The organism is Reyranella humidisoli (genome assembly GCF_019039055.1).
GTDB lineage: Bacteria > Pseudomonadota > Alphaproteobacteria > Reyranellales > Reyranellaceae > Reyranella > Reyranella humidisoli.
Genome location: NZ_JAHOPB010000001.1, coordinates 1,309,482 through 1,335,789, shown reverse-complemented (window position 1 = coordinate 1,335,789; position 26,308 = coordinate 1,309,482). Strand labels below are relative to the sequence as shown.

The following is a 26,308-nucleotide window of genomic DNA, read 5'->3' as shown; positions in this document are numbered from 1 at the left end:
GTGAGCGGCGCGGACGGCAAGCCAAGATGCGGCTGGGTCTCCGACGATCCGCTCTACCAGAAATACCACGACACGGAATGGGGCCGTCCGCTGCGCGACGACCGCGCTTTGTTCGAGCTTCTGACCCTCGAAGGCTGCCAGGCGGGCCTCTCCTGGATCACGGTGCTGCGCAAGCGCGAGCACTATCGCAAGGTCTATGACGGGTTCGCCCCGGAGAAGATCGCGCGCTATCGCCCTGCGAAGCTGGAGAAGCTGCTGCTCGATCCCGGCATCATCCGCCACAAGGGCAAGATCGCCGCCAGCGTGACCAACGCCCAGGCCTATCTCGCGCTCATGGAGCGCGAAGGCTCCTTTTCCAGGTTCCTGTGGAGCTTCGTCGGCGGCAAACCGAAGAAGAACCGCCCGAAGGACCTGAAGGGCGTGCCGGCACGAACGCCCGAGAGCGACGCCCTGTCCAAGGCGTTGCAGAAGGCCGGCTTCAAGTTCGTCGGCTCCACGATCTGTTATGCCTTCATGCAAGCCTCGGGCGTGGTCGACGACCATGTCGTGGGCTGCCATTGCGCCAAGGAGTAATTCGTTGACCAAGCGTGTGTTCATCGCGGCCCTCGGGACCGAGACCAACCAGTTCGTGCCCTTCCCGACCGGCCTGCGCGGCTATCAGGAGCACGGCATCTGGCACGGCGACGCCACGAAGCACGCGCCGACCAACTTCACCGCCCCGATGCATGTCTGGCGCAAGGAGACGGAGAAGCGCGGCTGGACGGTGATCGAGGGGCTCTCGACCTTCGCCGCCCCCTCGGGCACGACCGTGCGCAAGGTCTACGAGGATTTCCGCGACGAGGTCCTGGATGGCGTGAAGGCGGCCCTGCCGCTCGATGCCGTGCTGATCAACGTGCACGGCGCGATGGTGGCCGACGGCTACGACGACTGCGAGGGCGATCTCCTGTCGCGCATCCGCGCCATCGTCGGGCCCAAGGTCGCGATCGGCGCCGAGTTCGACCTGCACTGTCACCTGAGCGCGCTGATGCTCGACAGCGCCGACGTGCTGGTGGGCTACAAGGAATACCCGCACACCGACACGATGGAGCGGGCGGCCGAGCTGTTTGCCATCATTGCCGACACGGTCGAGGGCAAGGTGAAGCCGGTGATGGCGCGCTACGACTGCCGCATGATCGCGCAGTACCGCACCTCCGTGCCGCCGATCAGCGAGTACGTCGTCCGCATGAAGAGCCTCGAGGGCAAGGACGGCATCCTCTCCGTCTCGCTGAGCCACGGCTTCTCCTTCGCCGACGTGGAAGATGTCGGCACCCGCACCCTGGTCGTGGCCGACGGCGACATGAAGAAGGCCGAAGCCCTGGCCGAGCAGCTGGGCAAGGAGCTGTGGGACAACCGCGAACGCTATGCCACCAAATACCTGACCATCGACGAGGCGATGGACCGCGCCGCCTCGCACAACCAGGGACCGCTGGTCCTGGCCGACCGCGCCGACAATCCGGGCTCGGGCGCGCCGGGCGATTCGACCTTCGTGCTGAAGGCCTTGGTCGAGCGCGAGATCGGCCCGGCTTTGTTCGGCGTGATGTGGGATCCGATGGCCTTTCAGATCGCCGAGGAGGCGGGCGAGGGCGCGCGCATCCGCATGCGGCTGGGCGGCAAGTCAGGCACAGTGAGCGGCGATCCGGTCGACCTCGACGTCACGGTGAAGAAGATCGCCCGTAACGTCTTCCAGCCCTACGGGCCGGTGATGTCCCCGCTCGGCGACATGGCGCTGCTCTCGTCGGAGCATGTAGACATCGCGATCTGCACGCGCCGCAACCAGACCTTCCACGCCGACGCCTTCCGCGCGGTCGGCGCCGAGCCCGCGGACTACCGCGTCGTCGTCGTGAAGTCGGCGCAGCATTTCTATAACGGCTTCGTCGGCGTCGCGAAGGAGATCCTCTACGTCGCCACGCCCGGCGCCGCCGACCCAGACGTCACCCGCTGGCCTTACACCAAGCGCAAGACGCCGTTCTGGCCGAAGGTGGCCGATCCCTGGAAGTAGCCGCCCGCGTCACGGCTGCGGCGGATAGCGGTCGAACGCTGGCAGCTCATGGGCGTTCTTCATCCATCCGATCCGGTCGGCGACCTGGATGTGGACCTGCGCCGGCACTGCATCCGGATCGTCGTAAGTCGCGCTCTGGATATCGATGAGCCCCGGCAACATCTTGGCGTTGTCGTAGAACAGCCCGGTGCCGCAGTCGGGGCAGAAATGCCGCCTTCCATGCTCCGATGAGGCGTAGACCTTGGGAGTGCCCTTGGTCACCTTGACCGCATCGTGCGGGTACATCGTCCAACCCACCATCGGCGCCCCGGCGTGCCGCCGACAGTCCGTGCAATGGCATAGCGCGTGGTGGAGGGCGTCGCCCCCGGCCTGATAGCGAATCGCGCCGCAATGGCAGCCACCTGTAATCATCGCCTGCTCTCCTTCGTCGGAATCTGTTCCTACAGTAGCGGTTCGAGGGCCTCGCGCGTCGTCTTGCCTTCGACCACCGGCACGACCTCGAACTCGACGACCTCCTGCCAGTCGGCGATCCAGCGCTGGAACGTCGTGATGTCGTCGGTGCGCATGAGCTGGAAGCAGCGGCCGAGATCGGCCGTGACGTAGCTCGCGACGAACTCCAGCCCGTCGGGCAGGCCGCGGCCCTTCTGGAGCTTGCGATAGACGGCCTTGCCGTCCTGGTTCTTGAGCTTCTCGACCACCATGAAGAGCATGTGTTCCCCTCGTCCTGAATTCGTTAGTTTACGCCAAGAAATTTGAGAGGAACGAGATGAAGATCGCCGTCGTCGGCGCCTCCGGGCGCATGGGCCAGATGCTGGTTCGACAGATCGCACGCACCGAGGGCGTGTCGCTGGCCGCGGCCAGCGAGAGGCCCGGCAGCAAGGCGCTGGGCAAGGACGCAGGCGAGGTTGCCGGAATCGAAGCCAACGGCGTGCTGATCGGCGACGACAGCGCCGCCGCCATCGCCGCCGCCCAGTGCGTGATCGACTTCACCGTGCCGGAAGCGACCGTGGCCCATGCCAAGGTCGCGAGCGACAAGGGCGTCGCCATGGTGATCGGCACGACCGGCCTCGATCCCATCCAGACCAAGCTGATCCACGACGCGGCGAAGAAGGTGCCGATCATGTGGGCGGCCAACATGGCGCTGGGCGTCAACATCCTGCTGGCGCTGGTCGAGAAGACCGCGGCGATGCTCGATCCCAGCTACGACATCGAGGTGCTGGAGATGCACCATCGCCACAAGATCGATGCGCCTTCCGGTACCGCGCTGGCGCTCGGTCGCGCGGCGGCAGCCGGCCGCAAGGTCCAGCTCGAGGAAGTCTGGCGCAAGAGCCGCGACGGCCATACCGGCGCGCGGCCGACGGGCGAGATCGGCTTCGCCACCTTGCGCGGCGGCGAGGAGGTGGGCGTGCACACGGTCTACTTCGCGGCGGCCGGCGAGCGGCTCGAACTCAACCACCGCTCGTTCAGCCGCGAGACCTATGCCGCCGGCGCGGTGAAGTCCGCCAAGTGGCTGGAGGGCAGGAAGCCCGGCCTCTACGGCATGAAGGACGTGCTGGGGCTCTGAGCAAGGCCATCTCACATGTCCTCTCCGCCACGAAGTGGGGGAGAGGAAGGGACCCGTTGCGCAGCAACGGGGAGGTGAGGTGGCGCCTGATACGGATGCGTCGTGCGGGAATGAGAGTCGAAGACCCACCTCACCCTCCCCGCTACGCGGGTCCCCTCCCTCTCCCCCCGCGCTGCGCGCGGGCGGAGAGGGCTTAACTCGAAGTCTCCTTAAGCTACTCGTCCCAACCGTGATCGTAACGGGGCGCGCGCATCTCGGCGATGGCGGCCTTGAGGCGGTCGGCGACCCTCAAGCGTTCCTCGGGGCCGAGGAAGCGGCCGATCACGGCGCGGTTGCCCCGGGAGGTCACGACCAGGCGCTCCTCGGTCGCCTCGACCTTCAGCCAGTAGGCGTCGAGCCGCAGCTCCTCGCGCTCGCCGTCGGGCGAGATCCGGACCACGACCAGGTCGTGGTCGGTCAGGGTCAGCGTCTCGGTGCGCCGTGCGTCGAAATAGCTGCGCTGGAACAGCCACCACAGGAGGAAGACGTCGAGGCCCATGAAGCCGAAGACCGGCCAGGCGCCCATGAGGAACAGGGGCAGGCCGATCACCAGGTTGGCCGCGACGGCGGCCAGCATGACGAAGCGGAAGCCGTCCGCAGACAGGCTGCGATAGGGCTTCAGCGAGGTGGCGAAATGAACCGCCGGAACGGGCGCTTCGGTCATGGTAGGAAGCTATATGGCCCTGATGAAGACCGCCGTCATCCCCGAGTTCTTTGCACGCCTCAGGAAGGCAATGCCGGAGCCCGAGACGGAGCTGGAATACGACAATGTCTACCAGCTTCTGGTGGCCGTCGTGCTCTCGGCGCAGGCCACCGATGTCGGCGTGAACCGGGCCACCGGACCGCTGTTCGAGTTCGTGAAGACGCCGGCCCAGATGGTGGCGCTGGGCGAGCAGAAGCTGATCGACCACATCAAGACCATCGGCCTGTTCCGCACCAAGGCGAAGAACGTGATCGCGCTCAGCCACCTCCTGCTGGATCGGCATGGCGGCGAGGTGCCGCGCACGCACGAGGAGCTGGAGGCGCTTCCGGGCGTCGGCCGCAAGACCGCCAACGTGGTGATGAACGTGGCCTATGGCGAGGCGACCATCGCCGTCGACACGCACATCTTCCGCGTCGGCAACCGCACGGGGCTGGCGCCGGGCAAGAACCCGCTGCAGGTCGAACTGAAGCTGCTGAAGCGCGTGCCCGAGGAATACAAGCTGCATGCGCATCACTGGCTGATCCTGCACGGCCGCTACACCTGCAAGGCCCGCACGCCGCTGTGTCCGGCCTGCGTCGTGAGCGACCTCTGCACCTTCAGGGGGAAGACCGTCGCGGCTTAGCCTTGCGGGAGACCTTCGGGCGCTTCCGGGCCGTCGCCGATGCCGCTTCCTTGGCGCCCTTGACGGCATCGGCCAGCGCCACGGCGAGTCCACCTCCGCGGCGGTCCTGCCGCTCCAGCATCACGATGTTGCGGATGAGCTGCGGCTCGCCGAACGGCAGGCAGGTCAGTGGCAGGCCGGCGAAGATCTCGTCCGACACCGCCAGCACGGCGACGCCCAGCCCCTTCTCGACCATGCGCAGGATCACGTCCTGGCTGTCGAGCACCATCTCCTCGTGGACCTCGACCCGCATGCGCCGTAGCTCGCGGTCGATCACGCGGCCGGCCCACGCCTTGCTGTCGAAGCGGATGAAGGGCAGCTCGGCCAGCAGGTCGCGCGCGCTGCGCCGCGCCTGGCCCGGCGGCGCGAACAGCCAGAAGCGGTCCTGATAGAGCGGCGTCCAGACGAGGCCGGCCGGATAGGGCCGCACCGGCTCGGTGGTCAGCGCCGCATCGAGTTCCCCCGCCGCGACCTTCTCGGCCATCTCCGCCGACAGGCCGACCGACACGGAGACGCGGACGCGCGGATGGGCGCGGTTCAACGCAACCAGCGCATCGGGCAGGACGCCGGCCAGCGCCGTCTGTACGGCGCCGACCCGCAGGCGACCCGCAAGCGAGCGTTCATCGCCCAGCGCAGCCGAAATGTCGTCGTACAGCGCGAGCACCTCGGCGGACCGGGCGACGACGATCCGGCCCGCCTCGGTCAGCACCGGCAGGCGGCGCGAGCGATCGAACAACGGCGCACCGAACTCCTCCTCCAGTGCCTTCACCTGCAGGCTCACGGCAGACTGGGTGAGGCCGACCGCCTTGCCGGCGCCGGCGAAGGATCCGTGACGCGCAATGGCCTGGAGCGTGCGGAGGGCGCGAAGCGACATGGATTCGATGATAATTACTCATCGATCTATTGAGTATTCAGAATTTCTGCTCGGGGTGGACCGCGGCGTACAGAAATGGCCATGAGCGCCGACGTGATCCTCGCCCTCCTGCCCATCGTCCTGCTGATCATGCTCGGCATGGGGCTGCGGCGCCTCGGTTTCCTTGCTGAGGGATTCTGGCCGCAGGCGGAACGGCTCAGCTACTACGTGCTGGTCCCGTGCCTGTTCTTTCACAGTCTCGCCACCGCCAAGCTCGACGCGCTGCCGGCACGCGAACTCGCGACGACCCTCATTCTCTCGATCCTGGCGGTAGCCGCGCTGCTCGTCGCGCTGCGGCCGGTACTCCGGGTCGACGGACCGACCTTCACCTCGATCTTCCAGGGCGGCATCCGCTTCAACAATTATGTCGGCGTCACCCTGGCTGCCGGCCTGTTCGGCGCGCAGGGGATCGCGCTGGCAGCCCTCTGCAGCGCCGCGATCGTGCCGACCGTCAACATTCTCTGTGTTCTGGTGTTCGCCCGTCACGGATCCGCGCGGCTGAGCGGCCGTGGCATCGCCAGGCAGCTGGTGACGAATCCTCTGGTGCTCGGCTCCTTCGCGGGCATCGGCTTCCAGCTTCTGGGCCTCGGCCTTCCGTCCGGTGTCGAGCCGGCGCTGCGGGCTCTGGGTGCTGCGTCGCTGCCGCTCGGACTGCTCTGCGTGGGTGCGGCCCTGGAGTTCGGATCGCTGCGGGGCTGGATGGCGCCGGTCGCCACCTCCTCGGCGATCAAGTTCCTGGCCATGCCGGTGGTAACCGTGCTCGTCGCCTCGCTCATGGGGCTGACGGGGCCGGCGCTGGTCACGGCGCTCCTCTTCCAGGCCCTGCCGACCGCTTCCTCGGCGTACATCATGGCCCGCCAGCTCGGCGGCGACGCTCCGTTGATGGCCGGCATCACCGCCATGCAGACCCTCTTCGCGCTCGTCGCCCTGCCCATCGCGGTGGCGGGGATCGGCGCTCTCGCCGCCTGACGCGCTAAGCAAGCGCCCGCAGGCCGCGACGCAAGGTGCGGCCATCGGAGGCCGGCATCAGCCGGTCGATCTCGCCATGCACGTCCTGCCAGATGGGCAGCGCCGACTGCAGCACCCGGCGGCCGGCCGCCGTCAGGATGAGCCGGCGCACGCGCCGGTCGGCCGGATCGACCGCGATCTCGACCCAGCCGCGCTGCTCCAGCGGCTTCAGGTTGGCGGTGAGCGTGGTGCGATCCATCACCAGCAGCGCGGCGATCGAGCCCATCGACGGTGCCTCCGGCCGGTTGAGCGAGGTCAGCAGCGAGAACTGGCCGCTGGTGAGCCCGATCGGTGACAAGGCCTCGTCGAACCGTCGCGCCAACGCACGGGCGGCACGCTGCGCGGCGAAGCAAAGGCAGTGATTGTAGACGTGAACCGTCGTCTGGAACGTGGCGTTCGAATTCTTTGACATGATGTAATTACGTTGATATCAACTCTTCCTTCCGAAATCAACCGAAAGGACGGTCGCCATGAGCTACGTGCAGGGATTCGTGTTGCCGGTGCCCGCCGATAAGAAGGAAGCCTATCGCAAGGCCGCCGCGGACTTCTCGCCGATCGCCAGGGAATTCGGCGCCACCCGCCAGGTCGAGGCCTGGGGCGACGACGTACCGGACGGCAAGCTCACCGACTTCAAGGGCGCCGTGAAGGCCACGCCCGACGAGGTCGTGGTCTTCTCGTGGATCGAATATCCCAGCAAGGAAGTGGCCGACGCAGCCCATCAGAAGCTCATGAGCGACCCGCGCATGGAGAAGATGGAAATGCCGTTCGACGGCAAGCGCATGATCGTCGCCGGCTTTACGCCGATCCTCGACGAGGCCGGCAAGACGGGTTCCAGGACCGGCTATGTCGATGGCTTCGTCGCGGCGGTGCCGGCCGGCAACAAGCAGGCCTATCTCGACATGGCGAAGAAGGCGGCAACCGTTTTCAAGGACTACGGCGCGCTCCGCATCGTCGAGACCTGGGGCGACAACGTGCCCGACGGCAAGGTCACCGACTACAAGGGCGCGGTGAAGGCGACGCCCGACGAGAAGATCGTCTACTCGTGGATCGAATGGCCTTCCAGGCAGGTCCGCGACGAGGGTTGGAAGAAGATGATGGAGGATCCGCGCATGAAGGATCATCAGATGCCCTTCGACGGCAAGCGCATGATCTACGGCGGCTTCTCGCCGATCCTCGACGTCTGAGGACAGGCCGATGGCAACCGCAAAGAACACGATATGCCTCTGGTTCGACAAGGACGCCGAGGAAGCCGCCCGCTTCTACGAGGCGACCTTTCCCGACAGCCAGGTCACGGCCGTCCACAAGGCGCCGAGCGACTATCCGTCGGGAAAGAAGGGCGACGTGCTGACGGTGCAGTTCACGGTGCTGGGCATCCCGTGTCTGGGGCTCAACGGCGGTCCGGTCTTCAAACAGACCGAGGCCTTCTCGTTCCAGATCGCCACCGACGACCAGGAAGAGACCGACCGCTACTGGGATGCCATCGTCGGCAACGGCGGCCAGGAGAGCGCCTGCGGCTGGTGCAAGGACAAATGGGGCCTGTCGTGGCAGGTCACGCCGCGCGCGCTGACCGACGCGCTGGCGGCAGGCGGCGACGAAGCCAGGCGCGCCTTCGAAGCCATGATGGACATGAAAAAGATCGACGTCGCCCGGATCGAGGCGGCGCGTCGCGGCAACTGAGAACCGGCGCCGCCGATGCCACTCAGGCGGCGTCGGCGGTGCCGCTCAGGCCGCGTCGGCGGTGATCGTGTCGGCGTCGTTGTCGACGACGACAGCCGTCTCGAAATAGCGGATCTCGGGTGGCGCGCCGTAGCGCTCGGCGATGTAGGCCTGCCATTGCGGCGTATAGACCGCCTCGGCATCGGCCCGGCTCTTCCAGAGATAGACGCCGCCGCCGATCCGCTTCTCGCCGTCGAACAGATAATATTTGCGGATCAGGCCCTTCATGCCGCGATACTTGGGCGCCGAGCCCTTGAAGAGTTCGGCGGCCTTCTTCGCATCGATGTCGGCCGGCAACTTGAAGTTCACGATAGCGGTGATCATGCGGTCCTCCTTCACACGGGGGTGGCGCGCTCCTCGCGCACCTTCCAGAGCAGTATGAAGCCTACCACCAGGAAGAACAGGACGCAGGCCATGCCGATGCGGGTGGACTGCGTCGCCGCCGTGACGACGCCGATGGCGAACGGCGCCATCCAGGCCGTGGCGCGACCCGACAGGGCGAACAGCCCATAGAACTCGCCGGTCATGCCCGGGGGCGCGATGCGGCCCACCATCGTGCGGCTGGCCGCCTGCATCGGCCCCATGCAGAAGCCCAGGATCAGCGCGAAGCCCATCAGCACCTTCTCCTGCAGCGAGCCGAACAGGCCGCGCGTCGGGCTGATCGGATCGGCAGGCACCACGAAGAAAACATGCGTCGCGGTAACGCTGACGATGCCCAGGGTCGCCAGGATCACGCCGGCGATGGCGAATTGTACCGTGCGCTTACTGCCGATCCAGTCGTCGAGCTTGCCGCCCAGAAACGCGCCGGGAATTGCGAAGACGGTCAGGATGATGCCGAAGATACCGAGCGTCACCGTGCTCCAGCCGAAGGTCGCGGCGGCATAGACGCCGCCGAAGGCGATGATCGCGGCGAGACCGTCATTGTAGAGCATGAAGGCGATGAGATAGCGCAGCACGTTGCCGAAGCGCGGAACACGCTTAAGGGTCGCCAGGAGCGAACGCCCGCCTTCGCGCGCCGCGACCAGCAGGGGCTGGCGCCGCGCGCCGGCCGAGTCGGGCGTGAACAGGAACATCGGCAGCACGAAGATCGCGATCCACAACGCCGAGGCCGGACCCACCAGGCGCTCCAGTTCGTGGCTCGGCACGTCGAGGCCGAACAGTGGCCCGTCGCCCGCCGAAAGGCCGAACATCGAGGGCATCGACACCGCGAGCACGACGATCAGCGAGACGAGGCCGCCGCAATAGCCCAGCCCCCAGCCGAAGCCGCTCAGCCAGCCCATGCGCTCGGGGCGCACGATGTTGGGCAGCTGGGAATTGTTGAACACGATGGACATCTCGGCGCCGATCGTCGCCAGGATGACCGCCCAGCTGATCGGCAGGATGAGGTCGGAGCGGTTGGGATAGGCGAACCAGAGGCCGGCACATCCCGCGACGAGCAGAAGCTGGAAGAAGAGGATGTAGGGTTTGCGACGGCCGCCGGCGTCGGCCATGGCGCCGAGGAACGGGCTCATCAGCGCGATCAGGATGCCCGAGGCCGACTGGGTGAATGCCCAGGCCGACTGGCCCTTCACCGGATCTCCCACCAGCACGTTGGCGAAGTAGGGCGCGAAGATGAAGGTGGTGATGATGGTGAAGAACGGCTGGTTGGCCCAGTCGAACAGCGCCCAGCTGACCTGGCCGAGCTTCGAGGCTTCACGGACGGGCGGCGCGGCGGCCACGTGGGGAACAGTCATGCGGAGCCACTATGCCCGAGAGCGGGCGGGGGGCAATCGCCTATGATGAAGGATCCTTCGCTTCGCTCAGGATGACACTCTCAACTGCATCGGCACTTACATCCGTGTCATTCCGAGCGCAGCGAGGAATCCTTCTACTTACTTTCGTCAGCACCCGCCGCTGGAGCTGCCAGATGGCGTCGCGGTTGGTGGGCGAAAAGACCTTCTTCATGGCCTCCTGCCAGGGCAGCCAGAGCTGCGCGACGTGCTCGGCGGGGTCGAGCGTCGCCACGGTCTGCTCCGGCACCTGGAAACCGAAGACATGCTCGACATTGTGGGTGACGTCGGGCGCATAGCGTCCGCGCCACTGCGCCCAGATCTCGTAGCGGTTGGTCTGCCGCCAGTCGGTGAGCGTTCCGACCGCCAGGCCGGTCTCCTCCAGCAACTCGCGGCGGGCCGTTGCCTCAAGGTCGGGGTCGTCCAGCTCCCGCGAGCCGGTCACGGATTGCCAGAGGCCCGTCCCCGTGCGCTCCAGCACGAGCACGTCCAGCCGGGGCGTATGGACCACAACCAGCACCGATTCGGGGATCTTGAAGGCCATGCCGCAGCATAGCCGGAACATTGACTCCGGGCCTCCCGCCGCTATGGTCCGGCGGCATTTTTCGAGGGATTTTCGATGAGCAAGCAGCTGCAAACCGCGATCGACGCGGCCTGGGAAGCGCGGGACGGCATCAACAGCGCCACCAAGGGCGAAGTCCGCGACGCGGTCGAGACGGCGATCGCCGGCCTCGACGACGGCACCTTCCGCACCGCCGAGAAGTTCGGCGACGAATGGGTCGTGAACCAGTGGCTGAAGAAGGCCGTGCTGCTGTCCTTCCGCCTCTACGATTCGGTGCCGATGGACGGCGGCGCGTCGTTCCCCGGCCTGGGCGCCGCCCCCTGGTTCGACAAGGTGCCGCTCAAGACCACCGGCTGGGACGCCGCCCGCTTCGCCAAGGCGAACTACCGCTCGGTCCCCGGCTCGATCGTGCGCCGCGGCTCCTACATCGCCCCGTCGGTCGTGCTGATGCCGTCCTTCGTCAACCTCGGCGCCTATGTCGACACCGGCACCATGGTCGACACCTGGGCGACGGTCGGCTCCTGCGCCCAGATCGGCAAGAACTGCCACCTCTCGGGCGGCGTCGGCATCGGCGGCGTGCTCGAGCCGCTGCAGGCCAACCCGGTCATCATCGAGGACAACTGTTTCATCGGCGCCCGCTCCGAGGTCGTCGAGGGCGTGATCGTCGGCACCGGCGCGGTGCTCTCGATGGGTGTGTTCATCAGCGCCACCACCAAGGTGGTCGACCGCGCCACCGGCCAGATCCACATCGGCAAGGTGCCGCCCTATTCGGTGGTGGTGCCCGGCAACATCGGCGGCGGTCCGGATCGTCCGTCGACCTATTGCGCCGTGATCGTGAAGACCGTCGACGAGCGCACCCGCTCCAAGACCTCGATCAACGAGCTGCTGCGCGACTAGGACGACCGTGGCCGACGCAGCCGACCTTTCCGTGCCGTTGCCTCGCGAGGCAATGCCCGATCGGCTGCTCTGGCGCGGTGACACGCTGGCGCCGGAAACGGGGCGGATCGCGCTCCCCGGCGACGTCGGGCGCGAACTCGATCGGCTCGTCGCCGCACTCGATCGCGATCCCGTGCCGCTCCTCCTGCTGCGGCCGGAGGATTTCCCGCTCGACGCGTCGCGCGCCTTCATGCGCGACGTCAAACAGAGCCTCGATGACGGGCCGGGCTTCGCCATCGTCGATCGCCTGCCCGTCGAGCGCTGGTCGAAGGATGGCCTGCGCGCCGTGTGGTGGCTGCTGGCCTCGCTGGTCGCCCGCCCGGTGGCGCAGAAATGGGACGGCACTTCGATCTACGACGTCACCGATCTCGGCAAACCTCCCGGCAACGGCGTGCGTCCCGACATCACCAACGCCGAACAGAACTTCCACACCGACAACAGCTACAATCTCGTCCCGCCGCACTATGTCGGCCTGCTGTGCGTGCGCACGGCGATGGAAGGCGGCGTGAGCGGCATCGTGAGCTTTGCGGCCGCGCATGAGGAAATGCGCCGGCAGCATCCCGACCTGCTGCCGAGGCTCTACCAGCCGTTCTACTTCGACCGCCAGCGCGAGCATGCGCCAGGCGACGTCATGACGACGCACCATCCGATGCTGGAGCGCGAGGACGGCCGCCTGATCGCCCGGCTGTCGCGCTTCCAGGTGACCAACGGCCATGCCCTGGCCGGCGTCGATCTCGACCCCGAGGGGGTCGCCGCGATCGAAGCTTTCGAAGCGATCCTGAACGCGCCGGGCATGGCCGCACGCTTCGTCTTTCAGCCCGGCCAGATGCAGCTGATCGATAATCGCGCGCTCGGCCACAAGCGCACCGGGTTCCGCGACTGGCCGGATGCAGAGCGCAAGCGCCTGCTCATCCGCCTGTGGCTGCGCGACCGCGGCAGCCGCGCCTATAACGGCTGATCGTCCGCCCCTACGCCAGATGGCGCTTCCACTCGGGCTGTGACCTGAGATGCGCGCCCTCCTTGGCGAGGATTTTGGACGTGCGCTCGGGCGCGAAGCCCAGTTCGACGAAGGCAGGCCCGACATTGGCCACCTCGCGATAGTCGAGGATCAGGCCATCGCGCAGCTGCATCATCGAACAACCCTCGAAGCCGACGCGCTTGCCTTCTGCGCCGGGCAGCTTCGAGACGTAGCTGAACGTGTAGTAGGCGTAGAGCATCCTGCCGTCGCTCACCGGCCGGTGCATGTCCCAGCGGAACTCGTGCGCGGTGCGATGAAACCAGTCGTCGATCATCTCGGCGATCCGCTCGCGGCCCACGAAATCGCCGTAAAACACGTCGTGATAGACCGCATCCTCGGTGAAGAGGCTCGCGAACGCCTTGCCGTCGCGGCGCTCGACGGCCGAGCAGAAAGACTTCAGCAGTTCTGACGTTTCCATCGTTATTCCTCCCGGGCGGCCACGATCATGACTAGACTGGCGGCCGCGGCAAAGGAGAACTGGCATGAGCTCATGGATCTTCCTCGGCATCGTCGTCGCCATCGGCCTGTGGCTGATCGCCGTCTATAACGGCCTCGTCGGCGGCCGCAACCAGGCGCAGACAGCCTGGAGCCAGATCGACGTGCAGCTGAAGCGCCGGCACGATCTCATTCCCAATCTCGTTCAGGTGGTGAAGGACGCGATGGCCTACGAGCAGGAGACGCTCACCAAGGTGATCCAGGCGCGCAACAACGCGGTCGCGGCGGCCGGCAACCCGGCTCAATCGGGGCCGGCGGAAGCGGCGCTCAGCCAGGCGACGCACGGGCTGCTCGCCCTGATGGAGAACTACCCGCAGCTCAAGGCCAACGACAATGTCATGCAGCTCCAGGAGGAGCTCACGACCACCGAGAACAAGATCGCCTTCGCGCGCCAGTTCTACAACGACTCGGTGAACACCTATAACACGCGCCGCCAGAGCTTCCCCGCCGTGCTGGCCGCGGCGTCGCTGGGCTTCGGGCCGATGGACCTGTTCAACATGCCGGAGGCCGAGCGCGAAGTGCCGAAAGTCGCGCTGCGCTGACGGATAGCGGCGCATGAGCGCCACCACGGACTTCGTCGCCGCACAGGCGGCGAACCGCCGCAACACGATGGTGCTGCTGGCGGTCCTCACCGCGCTGGCGGGCGGGATCGGTTATCTGGTCGGCGTGCTGCTCGAAGGCGAGTCCTCCGGCTCCCTGCCCGCGGTCAGCCAGGTCGGCATTGCCGGCGCCGGCCTGATGGCGGCCGCCAGCATCGGCTGGAGCGCGATCTCGCTGGCGGTCGGCGACAGGATGGTGCTGTCGATGGCCGGCGCGAAGGAGATCGAGAAGAAGGACGCGCCGCAGCTCTACAACGTCGTCGAGGAGATCTCGATCGCCGCGGGCGTGCCGATGCCGAAGGTCATGGTGCTGGAGACCGACGCACTGAACGCCTTCGCCACCGGCAACAAGGTCGGCAGCGGCACCATCGCCGTCACGCGGGGCCTGCTGGACACGCTCGATCGCGACGAGCTGCAGGGCGTGGTGGCGCACGAGATGGCGCATCTTCGCAACCTCGACACGCGCTACATGGTGGTGGTCGGCGTCACGGTCGGCCTGATCGCGCTGGTCTGCGACATGGCCCTGCGCACGATGAACCTGGGCCGGATGCGCAGCAGCGACCGCAAGGGCAGCTCGGGCGGCAGCATCCTGATCGTCGTCCTGCTCGTGGTCGCGATCCTGGCGCCGATCGCGGCCAAGGCGGTGCAGATGGCGGTGTCGCGCCAGCGCGAGTACCTTGCCGACGCGACGTCCGTGCAGTTCACGCGCAATCCAAACGGTCTCATCTCTGCCCTCGGCAAGCTCGCAGAGAAAGCCGCGCCCTTTCCCGGAGTGAGTCGTGCCACGCAGCATCTCTTCATCGTCAACCCGATCAACCAGTTCACCTCGAAGACTCCGGCGCTTCTCGCCACACATCCCGATATCGCGGATCGCATCGCTCGCCTGCGCAATCTGGGCGGCTAGCACCGCCCTCGCGGCGGCCTTCGACCTGCAGGGCCATCGCGGCGCGCGCGGGCTGGCACCGGAGAACACGCTGGCGGGTTTCAAGGTGGCGCAGGATCTCGGCGTCACCACGCTCGAGACCGACCTCGCGGTGACGCGCGACGGCGTCGTGGTCATCAGCCACGACCCCGTGCTCAATCCCGACCTGACGCGCGGCCCGGACGGGCAGTGGCTCACGACTTCGGGACCGGCCATCCGCACGCTGACCCTGGATGAGCTCAAGCGCTACGACATCGGTCGCGTGAACCCGGCCAGCAAGTACGCCCAGCAGTTCCCCGAGCAGAAGCCGGTCGACGGCCAGCGCTCCCCGACCCTCGCCGAGTTCTTCGCGCAGGCCGCGCCCCAGGTCCGGTTCAACATCGAGATCAAGATCGACCCGGCCAAGCCCGACCTCACCCTCGACCCGGCGGCCTTCGCGAAGCTGGCGGTCGATGGCATCCGGAAGGGCAAGGCCGAGGCCCGCACGACGCTGCAATCCTTCGACTGGCGCGCCGTGATCGAGGCCCGAAAGCTGGCCCCGGAAATCGCCACGGCCTGCCTGACCATCGAGAGCAACAACTTCGACACGGTCCAGCGCGCCAGCGGGAAGCCTTCGCCCTGGCTGGGCGGGCTCGACCTGGCCGCCCAGGGCGGCTCGGTCCCCCGGCTGGCCCGGCAGGCGGGCTGCACCGTATGGTCCCCGTTCTGGCGCAACGTCACGGCGGAGAACGTGAAGGAAGCGCAGGCTCTGGGCCTCAAGGTCATTCCCTGGACGGTGAACGCGCCGGCCGAGATGGCCCGGCTGATCGACCTGGGCGTGGACGGGCTGATCACCGACTATCCCGATCGCGGCCTCCAGGTTATTGCATCGAAAGGGCTGAAAGTTCGCTAGGCGGTTGACTCGCGGCCCTTCGGTGTTCTGTATACAGGCCATGCGTCCGATCCAGCCTGAACCCGATCTTTCCGAGCGTATCCACGATTCCGTCCTGGAGGCGATCTGCTCGGGCGAGTTGAAGGCCGGCGCCCGGATCACCCAGGAGGAGATCGCCCAGCAGTTCGGCGTGTCCCGCCAGCCGGTCCTGCAGGCAATGATGCTGCTGCGGCGCGAGGGCTTCCTGATCGACGCCGGCCGCAAGGGCGTGTGCGTCGCCCCGCTCGACGTGCAGCAGGCGCGCAATCTCTACGTCGTCCGCGCCGCCCTCGACGGCGCCGCCGCCCGGCTCGCCGCCGCGAACTACACGCCCCACCTCGTGCAGCGCGGTCGGGCCCTGCTCGACGTCGGCCGGCGTGCCGTGGCAAGCGGCTACATCCCGTCGGTCATCGAGGCCGACATCGATTTCCATCTCTTCGTCTATGAAGCCTCGGGCAATCCCGTGATCGGCGAGACCGCGCAGCAGCACTGGCAGCATCTGCGCCGGGTCATGGCGGCCGCCTTGAGCGAAGAGGATCTGCGCGTCAGTGTGTGGGACGAGCACGAAGGCATCCTGCGCGCCCTCGAGGCGGGACAGGCGGCCGAGGCCGAGGCGCTGTGCCGGGGCCATGCCGAGCAGATGGCCGACATTCTCACGGGACGTCTGAAAGTCGTGATTTCCCGCGCCGCCTGAAGACGGCGCTTCTACAAGCAAAGACGACAAGCCAAAGGAGGAACCACCATGAAGCTCACCTCTGAGCAGCTGAAGCAATTCGACGAAGAGGGCTATCTCTTCTTCCCGGAATATTTCTCGCCGGAAGAAACGAAGATCCTGAAGTCCTCGGTGCCCGAGGTCTTCGCCCAACGCCGTCCCGAGAACATCCGCGAGAAGACCGGCGACGTCGTGCGCACCGCCTTCGCGGTCCACACCTATCATCCGGTGTTCGAGGCGCTGATCCATCATCCGCGCTTCGTGGAGCCGGCCGAGCAGTTGCTGAAGGACAAGACCTACATCCACCAGTTCAAGATCAACGGTAAGGCCGCCTTCGACGGCGATGTCTGGCAGTGGCACCAGGACTACGGCACCTGGAAGGCCGACGACGACATGCCCGAGGCGCGCGCCATGAACCTCGCGGTCTTCATCGACGAGGTGAACGAGTTCAACGGTCCTCTGTGGTTCATTCCCAGGAGCCACAAGAAGGGCGCGATTGAGGCCAAGCACGACCTCACCACCACGTCGTATCCGCTTTGGACGATCGACAACGACACGATCGCCAAGCTCGTCGACCAGGGCGGCATCGTCGCGCCCAAGGGCGGTCCGGGCTCGGCGATCTTCTTCCACGGCACGCTGGTCCATGGCAGCGGCCCCAACATGTCGCCGTGGGATCGCCAGATCATCTACGTGACCTACAATTCGATCAGCAACGCGATCCGCCGCTTCAAGCGGCCGGACTACATCGCGCACCGCGACTTCACGCCGATCGATGCCTGGGAAGACGATGCGGTAATCCGCGCCGTCAATCGCAAGGTCGCGGCGGAATAAACGAAGACTTCCGGAGGAAACAATGAGTCTCCATCGCATGCTTCAGGCCCGCGCGGCCGAAGCCAATCCGCTGCGCATCGGCGTCATCGGCGCCGGCAAGTTCGGCTCGATGTACCTGTCGCAGATTCCCACGACGCCGGGCATCCATCTCTTGGGCATCGCCGATCTCTCGCCCGACCGCGCGAGAGAGAACCTGGCGCGGCTCGGCTGGAAGCCCGACGTGACGCAGGCCAGTTCGTTCGCGGACGCGCGCAAGCACGGCAGCACCCATCTCACCGACGACTGGCGCGCGCTGGTCAGCCACCCCGAGATCGACATCATCGTCGAATCGACCGGCGATCCGATCGCCGCCGTCGAGCACGCGCTCGAAGCTTTTAGGCACGGCAAGAGCGTCGTCATGGTCACCGTGGAGGCCGACGCCTTCTGCGGCCCGCTGCTGGCCAAGCGCGCCGCCGCTGCCGGCGTGATCTACTCCCTGGCCTATGGCGACCAGCCGGCACTGATCTGCGAGCTGGTCGACTGGGCCCGCACCTCGGGCTTCGAGGTGACGGCGGCCGGCCGCGGCCACAAGTGGCTGCCGCACTTCGCGCAGTCGACGCCCGAGACCGTGTGGAAATACTGGGGCCTCAACGAGGAGCAGGCCAGGCGCGGCGGCCTGAACCCCAAGATGTTCAATTCGTTCCTCGACGGCTCCAAGCCCGCCATCGAGAGCACCGCCGTCGCCAATGCCACCGGCCTCACGCCGGCGCCGGACGGCCTCGCCTTCCCGCCGTGTTCCGTGGAGGACCTGCCCTTCGTGATGCGGCCGATCTCCGAAGGCGGCCAGCTCCATCACAAGGGCCAGGTCGAAGTCGCCTCGTCGCTGGAGAAGGACGGGCGCGCCATCCCCTACGAGATCCGCAAGGGCGTGTGGGTCGTGTTCGAGGCCGCCACCGAGTACCAGAAGAACTGCTTCGAGGAGTACATGCTGCAGACCGACCCGAGCGGTCGCTACTCCGTCATGTACAAGCGCTGGCACCTGATCGGCCTCGAGGTCGGCATGTCGGTCGCCTCTATCGGCCTGCGCAAGGAACCGACCGGCACGCCGATCGGCTTCCATGCCGACGTCATCGCCACCGCCAAGCGCGACCTCAAGCCCGGCGAAATGCTGGACGGCGAGGGCGGCTACACGGTCTACGGCAAGCTGTTCCCGTCCGAGAAGTCGACCGGCCTCGGCAGCCTGCCGCTCGGCCTCGCGCACAACGTCAAGCTGGTAAAGCCGATCAAGGCCGGCCAGTCCCTGACCTACGCCGACGTGGTGATGGACGAGTCCCTGACTGCGGTGAAGTTGCGCCGCGAGATGGAACGCGACTTCGCGCCGGCCGCGTCGAAGATCGCGGCTCAGTAAGGCGCGAAACTCGTTTCGCGCCGGCGGGCGGCAGCGCCTGCAGGAGCGAAGCGACGAAGGCGCAGAGGCCCGCGCCGCGCAGAAAAGGCAAGAACGCCACGCGAGGCGGCCGGAGGGGTCATGAGTGATCCCTCTGCCGTCGACGCTCCCCGCCATTGCTGCGCAATGTCCTGACGCTCCCTGGCCCAGCTTCGCTCGGCCTTCGTTCATTTGACGACACATAATGTTCATGTGAAAGTCATCTGAACGAAAACAACTGTCTGCATTGTTCATTCGAACCATGCAGATCGAACGGGACAGGAAACGGGCTCAGGATCCGGGAATGCAGGCGGAAGATCGCGCCCGCGCCATCGTCGAACGCGTCCGGGGGGACGGGTTCCAGGCGATCGAGGCGCTTGCCCTTCAGTTCGGCGTGACGCCGCAGACCATCCGGCGCGACGTGAACCTGCTCTGCGACCGTGGCCTGCTGCGCCGCCGCCACGGCGGCGTCGAGCTGCCGCCCGACGGCGAGAACCTCGCCTATCCCGCCCGCCGCGTCCTGAACATCGACGCCAAGCGGCGGATCGCCCAGCTTGTGGCGCGCGACGTACCGGACGGCGCCTCGCTGTTCTTCGGCATCGGCACGACGCCCGAGCAATGTGCGCTGGCGCTGGCCGAGCATGCCGGGCTGCGCGCGATGACGAACAACCTCAACGTCGCGCTGGCGCTGAGCCGCAGCGCTTCGAGCGAGATCACGGTGGCCGGCGGACGCCTGCGCAACCTCGATCACGACGTGGTGGCGGGCGAGGCCCACGGCTTCTTCGGCCGCTTCGCCGCCGACATCGGCATCTACGGCGTCGGCGGCGTCGCCGAGGACGGCACGCTGCTCGATTTCAGCACCGACGAGGTCACGATGCGCAGCGCGCTGGCGCAGCATTGCCGCCAGCGCTTCCTCGTCCTCGACCATTCCAAGTTCGGCCGCGGCGCCACGGTGCGCGGCGGCCACGTCACAGAGGCGAGCGCCGTCTTCACCGACCGGCCGCCGCCCGATGCCATTGCCGGGCAATTGCGCGACGCGGGCGTCCGGCTCGTCGTCTGGTCAGACGACGTCGCGTCCAACGGTTCGACTGGTCAAACAAGGAGGGGTTGATCCCATGCTGAAACATCTCGCCATCGCGGCCGCCCTGGGCGTCGTCGCCCTGGGCAACATCACGGGCGCCGCCGCCCAGCAGCGGGCCATCTGCTACAACTGCCCGCCCGAATGGGCCGACTGGGGCTCGCAGCTCAAGGCCATCCAGGCCAGGCTCGGCATCCAGGTCCCGCCGGACAACAAGAACTCCGGCCAGGCCATCGCCGCGCTGATCGCCGAGAAGGGCAGCCCGGTGGCCGACGTCACCTATCTCGGCGGCATCGCGGCCGATCCGGCCAAGGATGCCGGCGTGCTGACGCCGTACAAGCCGAAGAACTGGGAGAAGATCCCGGCCGACCTCAAGGATCCCGACGGCAACTGGTTCACGATCCACTCCGGCACGCTCGGCCTGTTCGTGAACAAGGCCGCGCTCGGCAACAAGCCGGTGCCGCAGAGCTGGGCCGACCTGCTGAAGCCCGAATACAAGGGCCTCGTCGGCTATCTCGACCCGACCTCGGCCGCCGTCGGCCAGCTCGGCGTGATGGCGATCAACCTCGCGCTGGGCGGCACCTACGAAAATCTCGATCCGGCCATCAAGTTCTTCAAGGAACTGGCCAAGAACCAGCCGATCGTGCCGAAGCAGACTTCCTATGCCCGCGTGATCTCGGGCGAGATCCCGATCCTGCTCGACTACGACTTCAACGCCTATCGCGGCCAGTACACCGACAAGGCGCCGGTGCAGTTCGTCATCCCGAAGGAGGGCACGCTGGTGTTCCCCTATGTGATGGGCCTGGTGAACAAGGGACCCAATCCCGACAACGGCAAGAAGGTGCTCGACTTCGTCCTGTCCGACGAGAGCCAGGCGATGTGGGGCAATGCCTATCTGCGCCCGGTCTTCGCCGACCGGCTGTCGGCCGAGGCCAAGGCCAAGTTCCTGCCCGACGCGGAATATGCCCGCGCCAAGCCGGTGGACCTCAAGAGCCTCGCCAAGGCGCAGCCGCAGATCGTCGAGCGCTACCGCAAGGAAGTGAACTGACGGGACGGGTACAGCGGGGTGACGGCAAGGTCGCCACCCCGCTGCTCTCAGCTACGACCTCACCCTGAGGAGCGCTCCATAGGAGCGCGTCTCGAAGGGTGGGCACGAGCACTACGCTGATTGCCCATCCTTCGAGACGGCGCTTCGCGCCTCCTCAGGATGAGGGGTGTGCAAGAAGGAACCACCAACCATGCGGAACGAACTCCGCCGATTGATCTTCCTCCTGCTGCCGGCCGGCATCTTCTTCGCGGCCTTCTTCCTGCTGCCCATGGCACGGCTGTTCTTCATCGGCGGCAGCGGCAAGACCGGATGGGCGGCCTATGCCGCGATCGTGACCGACGCCAACTACTTCAACAGCCTGCTCTCCACCCTCGCCGTGGCCGCCGCGACGACGGCCGCGACCCTCGTCATCAGCGGCATTGCCGGCGTGTTCCTGCAGCGCAACCGGTTCCCCGGCAACGGCATGCTGGTCGCGATGCTGACCTTTCCGCTGGCCTTTCCCGGCGTGGTGATCGGCTTCATGGTGATCATGCTGGCCGGCCGCCAGGGCCTGATCGGCCAGGTGACGCAGGCGCTGACCGGCGAGAAGCTGGTCTTCGCCTACACGCTCTCCGGCCTCTTCATGGGCTACGTCTATTTCTCGATCCCGCGCACCATCCTCACCGTGATGGCTGCCGCCGAGAAACTCGACCCCAAGCTCGAGGAAGCGGCGCGTTCGCTGGGCGCCTCGCCGTGGCACGTCGTGCTCGACGTCATCATTCCCGGGCTGAAGCCCGCCTTCATTTCCGCGGGCGCGATCTGCTTTGCGACGGCGGTCGGTGCGTTCGGCACGGCGTTCACGCTCGCCGCCCGGATCGACGTCCTGCCGATGGTCATCTACACCGAGTTCACCCTCTCGGCGAACATCGCCATGGCGGCGGCGCTCAGCTTCGTGCTGGGCGCGGTCACCTGGGTTGTCCTCGCAGCGGCACGCACCGCCGCCGGATCCAGCGTCGCGGCGGCAGGCTGACATGAAGCGTCGCGGTCTCTTCTACTTCCAGCTCGGCTTCACGCTGCTGGTCTGCGCCTTCCTGATCGTGCCGATGATCCTCTCGATCATGGCCGGCCTCACGGTGAATTACTTCGTCGGCATCGAGAGCGGCCTCACCCTGCGCTGGGTGATGGAGGTCTGGAACGGCTATCGCGACACGATCTTCCTGTCGATCGGCCTGTCGCTCGCCTGCCTCGCCGCCACACTCGTGCTCGGCATCCCGGCGGCCTACGTGCTGGCCAAGCGCCAGAACGCGCTGACCCGCGCCATCGAGGAATTGCTGGTGATGCCGGTCGCGGTGCCGGGCCTCGCGACCGCACTGGCGCTGATCGTGACCTACGGCACCCTGTCGGGCTTTCGCACCTCGTGGGCCTTCATCCTGGTGGGCCACGTGCTCTTCACCCTGCCCTTCATGGTGCGCAGCGTGCTCGCCGTGCTGATGGCGATCGACCTCAAGACGCTCGAGGAAGGCGCGGCGTCGCTGGGCGCCGGCTTCTGGGAACGCTTCCGCGACATCGTGCTGCCCAACTGCCGCCAGGGCATCCTCGCCGGCTCGCTGATGGTGGTGACGCTGTCGATGGGCGAATTCAACATGACCTGGCTGCTGCACACGCCGTTCACCAAGACGCTGCCCGTGGGCCTCGCGGACGCCTATGCGTCGCTGCGGCTCGAGGTCGGCAGCGCCTACACGCTCGTCTTCTTCGTGATGATCATGCCCTTGCTGCTGGCCATGCAGGCTTTTGCCAAGCCGCGACCGGTGAAGTTGGTGGCGGAGGAAACAGAATGACCGACGCCGGCAAACCCGTCTCCATCGCGCTCGAGAACTGCGCCAAGACCTTCGTCGATGGTACCCGCGCGCTGGAGCCGCTCGATCTCGCCATCCATGCCGGCGAGACCGTCGTGTTCCTGGGCCCCTCCGGCTGCGGCAAGACCACGACGCTGCGCATCATCGCCGGGCTGGAAGAGCCCGATGCCGGCGGCAAGGTCTTGTTCGACGGGGTCGATGTCACGCACCTGCCGATCGAGCAGCGCAATGTCGGCATGGTGTTCCAGTCCTACGCGCTCTTCCCGAACATGACCGTGGCCGGCAACGTCGGCTACGGCCTGCGCATCCGCAAGGTACCGGATGCGCAGGTGAAGGCGCGCGTCTCGGAGATGCTGGCGATGATGCAGATCACGCGGCTCGCGGACCGGCGCATCGACCAGCTCTCGGGCGGCCAGCGCCAGCGCGTGGCGCTTGCGCGCGCCATCGCGGTGCGGCCACGGGCGCTGCTGCTCGACGAGCCGCTGACCGCCCTCGACGCCAAGCTGCGCGACACGCTGCGCCTCGACATCGATTCGCTGCTGCGCTCGCTCGGCATCACGGCGATCTACGTCACGCACGACCAGGCCGAGGCGATGGCACTGGGCGATCGCATCGTCGTCATGGAGCATGGTCGCGTCGCCCAGATCGGCAAGCCGCGCGAGATCTACCAGCGACCGGCCACGCGCTTCGTGGCCGACTTCATCGGCACGATGAACCGGCTGACCGGCACGGCCCGCGAAGGCATCTTCCGCTGCAAAGCCGGCATCGTTCCCTGGGCCGAAGCGCCCGCCACGGCGACCGAGATCCTGTTCCGGCCCGAGGACATCCGTGTCGCCGAGAGCGGCGAGGCGGCGAGCCTGCAAGGCAAGGTGGCGTCGGCCTTCTTCCTGGGCGACCGCACGCGGCTTTTCGTCGATGTCGGTGAGGAGCGCCCGCTGGTGATCGAGAGCACGGCGCGACGCGACTTCCAGCATGGCGAGGCGGTGGGCCTGGCCATCGATCCGCGCGGCCTGCTGGTCCTGTGAGGAGCATGACATGCTGATTGCCCAGATCACCGACACCCACATCAAGCTGCCCGGCAAGCTCGCCTACAGGAAGGTCGACACGGCCTCCATGCTGCGCCGCTGCGTGCAGGAGCTTCTGGCGCTGAGCCCGCAACCCGACATCGTGCTGTTGACCGGCGACCTCGTCGATCTCGGCCGGCCCGAGGAATACGAACACCTGAAGTCGATCCTGGCGCCGATCCGGCAGCGCATCGTCGCCATCCCGGGCAATCACGACGAGCGCGAGGCGATGCGCGACGCCTTCCGCGACGGCGGCTACCTGCCGGAGCGGGGCAGGTTCCTGCAGTTCGCGATCGACGACTATCCGCTGCGCCTGGTCGGCCTCGATACGCTGGTCCCCGGCCAGGGCGGCGGCGAACTCTGCCGCGAGCGCCTCGACTGGCTCGACCGGACGCTGGCCGACAAGCCGGAAGCGCCGACGCTGGTGATGATGCACCATCCGCCGTTCGTCACCGGCATCGGCCACATGGACAAGATCGGGCTGCTGGGCCGCGAGGCCTTTGCGGACGTCGTCGCAAAACATGCCCAGATCGAACTGATCCTGTGCGGCCATCTCCATCGCACGATCCACGCCCAGGTCGGTGGCCGGCCGGCCATGACCTGCCCCAGTCCCGCCCATCAGGTGGCGCTCGACATCCATCCCGATGCCCCCAGCCGCTTCTGCATGGAGCCGCCGGGATTCATGCTGCACTGGTGGAACGACGGCCAGCTCGTGACCCACACCGCCGTCATCGGCGACTATGAGGGCCCGTTTCCGTTCTTCGATGCCGACGGCAAGCTGATCGATTGAATCGCTTGCAAGGAGCCTCGCTCCAACAACAGTGTCATCCCGAGCGTAGCGAGGGATCCTCGCGCGGCAGAAGATTAAGGATCCCTCGCTACGCTCAGGATGACACCTTGGTTGTGGTCAGCGCGTCGCGCCCGCCTCAACCTCAGAGTGCGTGCTCGGGATCTTCCTTCGCGTGGGCCTTCGCGGGCCGGCCTTCGGCCGCGTCGCGTTCCTGTTCCTTGCGCGCCTTCAGGAGCTTGCGAAGGATCATGTTCCGCTTCAGCGCCGAGATGTGGTCGATGAACAACACGCCGTCGAGATGGTCGATCTCGTGCTGCACGCAGGTCGCCAGCAGGCCGTCGCAGGCGAGGTCCTGCTGCTTGCCGTCACGGTCGAGGTAGCGAACCGTTACCGTCGCGGGACGAACCACGTCGGAATAGTGGTCCGGCACCGAGAGGCAGCCTTCCTCGTAGGCGACGTCCTCGTCCGACGCCGCGACGATCTCGGGATTGGCCATGAACAGCGGGCCGGTCTTGGTGTCCTCGCGGTCGATGTCGAGCACGATGACACGCTTCAGCACGCCGACCTGCGGCGCGGCGAGGCCGATGCCGGGCGCGTCGTACATCGTCTCCAGCATGTCATCCATGAGCTGGCGCACACCGGCGTCGACGGCGTCGACCGGCAGGGATTTCTTCTTCAGGCGCGGATCGGGCGCCGTGAGGATGGGCAGGAGAGCCATTGGGCCTAAATATGCAGGGAAAAGGGGCTTTTCAAGGTCAGACCGGGCTCAGCTGCGCCGGACCATGGTGCCGACGCCCGCTTCGGTGAAGACTTCCAGCAGGAGACAGTGCGGCACCCGCCCGTCCATGATGACGGCGGCTTCGACGCCCGAGTTCACCGCATCGATGCAGTTCTCGACCTTGGGGATCATGCCGCCGGAGATCGTGCCGTCGGCGATGAGAGCGCGCGCCTGCTCGATCGTCATCTCGGGAATCACCTTGCCGTCCTTGTCGAGGACGCCCGGCACGTCGGTCAGGAACAGCAGGCGCTTGGCCTTCATCGCCCCGGCGATGGCGCCGGCCGAGGTGTCGGCGTTGATGTTGTAGGTCAGCTCGTCGTTCACGCCGAACCCGATCGGGGCAACCACCGGGATCACGTCGGCGCGGCGCAGCTGCTCCAGCACCATGACGTTGATCTTGGCGGGCTCGCCGACCTGCTTCAGGTCTACATTGAGGAGTTCGCCGGTCTTGGGATCGCGGATCTGCGTGACCTTCTTGGCCAGGATCAGGTTGCCGTCCTTGCCGCAGATTCCGACGGCGATGCCGCCGCATTCGTTGATGTCGGCCACGATCGCCTTGTTGATCGAGCCGGCCAGAACCATCTCGACGATTTCCATCGTCGCGGCGTCGGTGACGCGCAGCCCGTTCACGAACGTGCTCTTGATGCCGACCCTCTCCAGCATCTTGTTGATCTGCGGGCCGCCGCCATGGACGACGATCGGGTTCATGCCGACCTGCTTCATCAGCACCACGTCGCGGGCGACAAGGTCGCCGAGCTTCGGGTCGGTCATGGCGTGGCCGCCATACTTCACCACGAAGGTGGCGTCGTTGTGCCGGCGCATGTAGGGGAGCGCCTTGGAGATCGTCTCCGCCATGCGGATGAGACGCTTCTGCTCCTTGTCCGGTTGAACAGCCTCGGCCATTTCCAGCATCC

The 26,308-nt window shown here is 66.8% G+C and carries 32 protein-coding genes; 21 read left to right on the top strand and 11 right to left on the bottom strand.

Annotation, left to right across the window (positions count from 1 at the left end; translation table 11 throughout):
- Entirely contained in the window at positions 1-573 is a 573-nt protein-coding gene (locus KQ910_RS06535) for a DNA-3-methyladenine glycosylase I (protein ID WP_439653318.1), read from the top strand.
- 4 nt (positions 574-577) lie between these two features.
- Positions 578-2,038: a M81 family metallopeptidase gene (locus KQ910_RS06530; protein WP_229600344.1), complete on the top strand. Its 1,461-nt coding sequence runs from the start codon at positions 578-580 to the stop codon at positions 2,036-2,038.
- Between the two features lie 9 nt (positions 2,039-2,047).
- On the opposite strand, the gene KQ910_RS06525 is transcribed toward KQ910_RS06530, so the two are convergent.
- Positions 2,048-2,449, bottom strand: a complete 402-nt coding sequence (locus tag KQ910_RS06525; protein ID WP_216957656.1) for a GFA family protein — start codon at positions 2,447-2,449, stop codon at positions 2,048-2,050.
- Positions 2,450-2,478: 29 nt separating this feature from the next.
- On the bottom strand, positions 2,479-2,748 hold the full coding sequence (locus KQ910_RS06520; RefSeq protein ID WP_216957655.1) for a DUF3303 domain-containing protein: 270 nt from the start codon (positions 2,746-2,748) through the stop codon (positions 2,479-2,481).
- A gap of 56 nt (positions 2,749-2,804) precedes the next feature.
- On the opposite strand from KQ910_RS06520, the gene dapB reads away from it, so the two are divergent.
- Positions 2,805-3,602 (top strand): 4-hydroxy-tetrahydrodipicolinate reductase, encoded by a 798-nt coding sequence (gene dapB, locus KQ910_RS06515; RefSeq protein WP_216957654.1) that lies wholly within the window; start codon positions 2,805-2,807, stop codon positions 3,600-3,602.
- 214 nt (positions 3,603-3,816) lie between these two features.
- Here the strand turns inward: dapB and KQ910_RS06510 are convergent, their stop codons facing one another.
- Positions 3,817-4,305, bottom strand: a complete 489-nt coding sequence (locus tag KQ910_RS06510) for a DUF2244 domain-containing protein (protein WP_216957653.1) — start codon at positions 4,303-4,305, stop codon at positions 3,817-3,819.
- A 13-nt stretch (positions 4,306-4,318) separates the two neighbouring features.
- Here KQ910_RS06510 and nth point away from each other — a divergent pair, with 13 nt between their 5' ends.
- Positions 4,319-4,966 carry an endonuclease III gene (gene nth, locus KQ910_RS06505; protein ID WP_229600343.1) on the top strand — a complete coding sequence of 216 codons (648 nt, stop codon included), beginning with the start codon at positions 4,319-4,321 and terminating at the stop codon, positions 4,964-4,966.
- On the opposite strand, the gene KQ910_RS06500 is transcribed toward nth, so the two are convergent.
- Positions 4,941-5,879, bottom strand: a complete 939-nt coding sequence (locus KQ910_RS06500) for a LysR family transcriptional regulator (RefSeq protein WP_216957651.1) — start codon at positions 5,877-5,879, stop codon at positions 4,941-4,943. The genes nth and KQ910_RS06500 overlap by 26 nt on opposite strands.
- 81 nt (positions 5,880-5,960) lie before the next feature.
- Here KQ910_RS06500 and KQ910_RS06495 point away from each other — a divergent pair, with 81 nt between their 5' ends.
- The gene (locus KQ910_RS06495; RefSeq protein WP_216957650.1) at positions 5,961-6,887 is read left to right on the top strand and encodes an AEC family transporter; all 927 of its coding nucleotides are present in this window, start codon (positions 5,961-5,963) and stop codon (positions 6,885-6,887) included.
- A gap of 4 nt (positions 6,888-6,891) precedes the next feature.
- On the opposite strand, the gene KQ910_RS06490 is transcribed toward KQ910_RS06495, so the two are convergent.
- Entirely contained in the window at positions 6,892-7,338 is a 447-nt protein-coding gene (locus KQ910_RS06490; protein WP_216957649.1) for a MarR family winged helix-turn-helix transcriptional regulator, read from the bottom strand.
- Positions 7,339-7,396: 58 nt separating this feature from the next.
- Between KQ910_RS06490 and KQ910_RS27345 the strand changes: the two genes are divergently transcribed.
- Both KQ910_RS27345 and KQ910_RS06480 read left to right on the top strand, forming a co-directional pair.
- On the top strand, positions 7,397-8,110 hold the full coding sequence (locus KQ910_RS27345) for a DUF1428 domain-containing protein (protein WP_216957648.1): 714 nt from the start codon (positions 7,397-7,399) through the stop codon (positions 8,108-8,110).
- Between the two features lie 10 nt (positions 8,111-8,120).
- Complete coding sequence (locus tag KQ910_RS06480) at positions 8,121-8,603, top strand: VOC family protein (RefSeq protein WP_216957647.1); 483 nt, start codon at positions 8,121-8,123, stop codon at positions 8,601-8,603.
- A gap of 45 nt (positions 8,604-8,648) precedes the next feature.
- On the opposite strand, the gene KQ910_RS06475 is transcribed toward KQ910_RS06480, so the two are convergent.
- Genes KQ910_RS06475 through nudB form a run of 3 tightly spaced genes read right to left on the bottom strand, consistent with a single transcriptional unit; the run spans position 8,649 to position 10,955 of the window.
- Positions 8,649-8,966, bottom strand: a complete 318-nt coding sequence (locus KQ910_RS06475; protein ID WP_216957646.1) for a YdhR family protein — start codon at positions 8,964-8,966, stop codon at positions 8,649-8,651.
- 11 nt (positions 8,967-8,977) lie between these two features.
- Complete coding sequence (locus KQ910_RS06470) at positions 8,978-10,375, bottom strand: MFS transporter (protein ID WP_216957645.1); 1,398 nt, start codon at positions 10,373-10,375, stop codon at positions 8,978-8,980.
- A 40-nt stretch (positions 10,376-10,415) separates the two neighbouring features.
- Positions 10,416-10,955, bottom strand: a complete 540-nt coding sequence (nudB, locus tag KQ910_RS06465; protein WP_216957644.1) for a dihydroneopterin triphosphate diphosphatase — start codon at positions 10,953-10,955, stop codon at positions 10,416-10,418.
- Between the two features lie 75 nt (positions 10,956-11,030).
- Between nudB and dapD the strand changes: the two genes are divergently transcribed.
- Both dapD and KQ910_RS06455 read left to right on the top strand, forming a co-directional pair.
- Positions 11,031-11,870 carry a 2,3,4,5-tetrahydropyridine-2,6-dicarboxylate N-succinyltransferase gene (gene dapD / locus KQ910_RS06460; protein WP_216957643.1) on the top strand — a complete coding sequence of 280 codons (840 nt, stop codon included), beginning with the start codon at positions 11,031-11,033 and terminating at the stop codon, positions 11,868-11,870.
- 7 nt (positions 11,871-11,877) lie between these two features.
- Complete coding sequence (locus tag KQ910_RS06455; RefSeq protein WP_216957642.1) at positions 11,878-12,867, top strand: TauD/TfdA family dioxygenase; 990 nt, start codon at positions 11,878-11,880, stop codon at positions 12,865-12,867.
- Positions 12,868-12,877: 10 nt separating this feature from the next.
- Here the strand turns inward: KQ910_RS06455 and KQ910_RS06450 are convergent, their stop codons facing one another.
- On the bottom strand, positions 12,878-13,345 hold the full coding sequence (locus KQ910_RS06450; protein ID WP_216957641.1) for a nuclear transport factor 2 family protein: 468 nt from the start codon (positions 13,343-13,345) through the stop codon (positions 12,878-12,880).
- Between the two features lie 64 nt (positions 13,346-13,409).
- Here KQ910_RS06450 and KQ910_RS06445 point away from each other — a divergent pair, with 64 nt between their 5' ends.
- The 12 genes from KQ910_RS06445 (at position 13,410) to KQ910_RS06390 (ending at position 24,616) form a co-directional block, all read left to right on the top strand.
- Positions 13,410-13,964 carry a LemA family protein gene (locus KQ910_RS06445; RefSeq protein ID WP_216957640.1) on the top strand — a complete coding sequence of 185 codons (555 nt, stop codon included), beginning with the start codon at positions 13,410-13,412 and terminating at the stop codon, positions 13,962-13,964.
- 13 nt (positions 13,965-13,977) lie between these two features.
- Positions 13,978-14,925 (top strand): M48 family metallopeptidase, encoded by a 948-nt coding sequence (locus KQ910_RS06440; RefSeq protein WP_216957639.1) that lies wholly within the window; start codon positions 13,978-13,980, stop codon positions 14,923-14,925.
- Positions 14,876-15,835, top strand: a complete 960-nt coding sequence (locus KQ910_RS06435) for a glycerophosphodiester phosphodiesterase (protein ID WP_439653328.1) — start codon at positions 14,876-14,878, stop codon at positions 15,833-15,835. Before KQ910_RS06440 ends, KQ910_RS06435 begins: the two co-directional genes overlap by 50 nt.
- Before the next feature lie 40 nt (positions 15,836-15,875).
- Positions 15,876-16,547 carry a GntR family transcriptional regulator gene (locus KQ910_RS06430; protein ID WP_216957638.1) on the top strand — a complete coding sequence of 224 codons (672 nt, stop codon included), beginning with the start codon at positions 15,876-15,878 and terminating at the stop codon, positions 16,545-16,547.
- 48 nt (positions 16,548-16,595) lie between these two features.
- Positions 16,596-17,396: a phytanoyl-CoA dioxygenase family protein gene (locus KQ910_RS06425; RefSeq protein ID WP_216957637.1), complete on the top strand. Its 801-nt coding sequence runs from the start codon at positions 16,596-16,598 to the stop codon at positions 17,394-17,396.
- A 22-nt stretch (positions 17,397-17,418) separates the two neighbouring features.
- The gene (locus tag KQ910_RS06420; protein WP_216957636.1) at positions 17,419-18,783 is read left to right on the top strand and encodes an NAD(P)H-dependent oxidoreductase; all 1,365 of its coding nucleotides are present in this window, start codon (positions 17,419-17,421) and stop codon (positions 18,781-18,783) included.
- A gap of 322 nt (positions 18,784-19,105) precedes the next feature.
- Positions 19,106-19,912: a DeoR/GlpR family DNA-binding transcription regulator gene (locus tag KQ910_RS06415; protein WP_216957635.1), complete on the top strand. Its 807-nt coding sequence runs from the start codon at positions 19,106-19,108 to the stop codon at positions 19,910-19,912.
- Positions 19,913-19,916: 4 nt separating this feature from the next.
- Positions 19,917-20,927, top strand: coding sequence for an extracellular solute-binding protein (locus KQ910_RS06410; RefSeq protein ID WP_216957634.1), 1,011 nt, complete (start codon positions 19,917-19,919; stop codon positions 20,925-20,927).
- A gap of 190 nt (positions 20,928-21,117) precedes the next feature.
- Entirely contained in the window at positions 21,118-21,936 is an 819-nt protein-coding gene (locus tag KQ910_RS06405; RefSeq protein WP_216957633.1) for an ABC transporter permease, read from the top strand.
- A gap of 1 nt (position 21,937) precedes the next feature.
- Positions 21,938-22,744 carry an ABC transporter permease gene (locus KQ910_RS06400; RefSeq protein ID WP_216957632.1) on the top strand — a complete coding sequence of 269 codons (807 nt, stop codon included), beginning with the start codon at positions 21,938-21,940 and terminating at the stop codon, positions 22,742-22,744.
- Complete coding sequence (locus tag KQ910_RS06395; protein ID WP_216957631.1) at positions 22,741-23,787, top strand: ABC transporter ATP-binding protein; 1,047 nt, start codon at positions 22,741-22,743, stop codon at positions 23,785-23,787. The genes KQ910_RS06400 and KQ910_RS06395 overlap by 4 nt, the downstream gene beginning before the upstream one ends.
- Positions 23,788-23,797: 10 nt before the next feature.
- Positions 23,798-24,616, top strand: coding sequence for a phosphodiesterase (locus KQ910_RS06390; RefSeq protein ID WP_216957630.1), 819 nt, complete (start codon positions 23,798-23,800; stop codon positions 24,614-24,616).
- A gap of 142 nt (positions 24,617-24,758) precedes the next feature.
- On the opposite strand, the gene def is transcribed toward KQ910_RS06390, so the two are convergent.
- Positions 24,759-25,334, bottom strand: coding sequence for a peptide deformylase (gene def, locus KQ910_RS06385; RefSeq protein ID WP_216957629.1), 576 nt, complete (start codon positions 25,332-25,334; stop codon positions 24,759-24,761).
- Between the two features lie 48 nt (positions 25,335-25,382).
- Complete coding sequence (argB, locus tag KQ910_RS06380) at positions 25,383-26,297, bottom strand: acetylglutamate kinase (protein ID WP_216957628.1); 915 nt, start codon at positions 26,295-26,297, stop codon at positions 25,383-25,385.
- Positions 26,298-26,308: the final 11 nt, after the last annotated feature.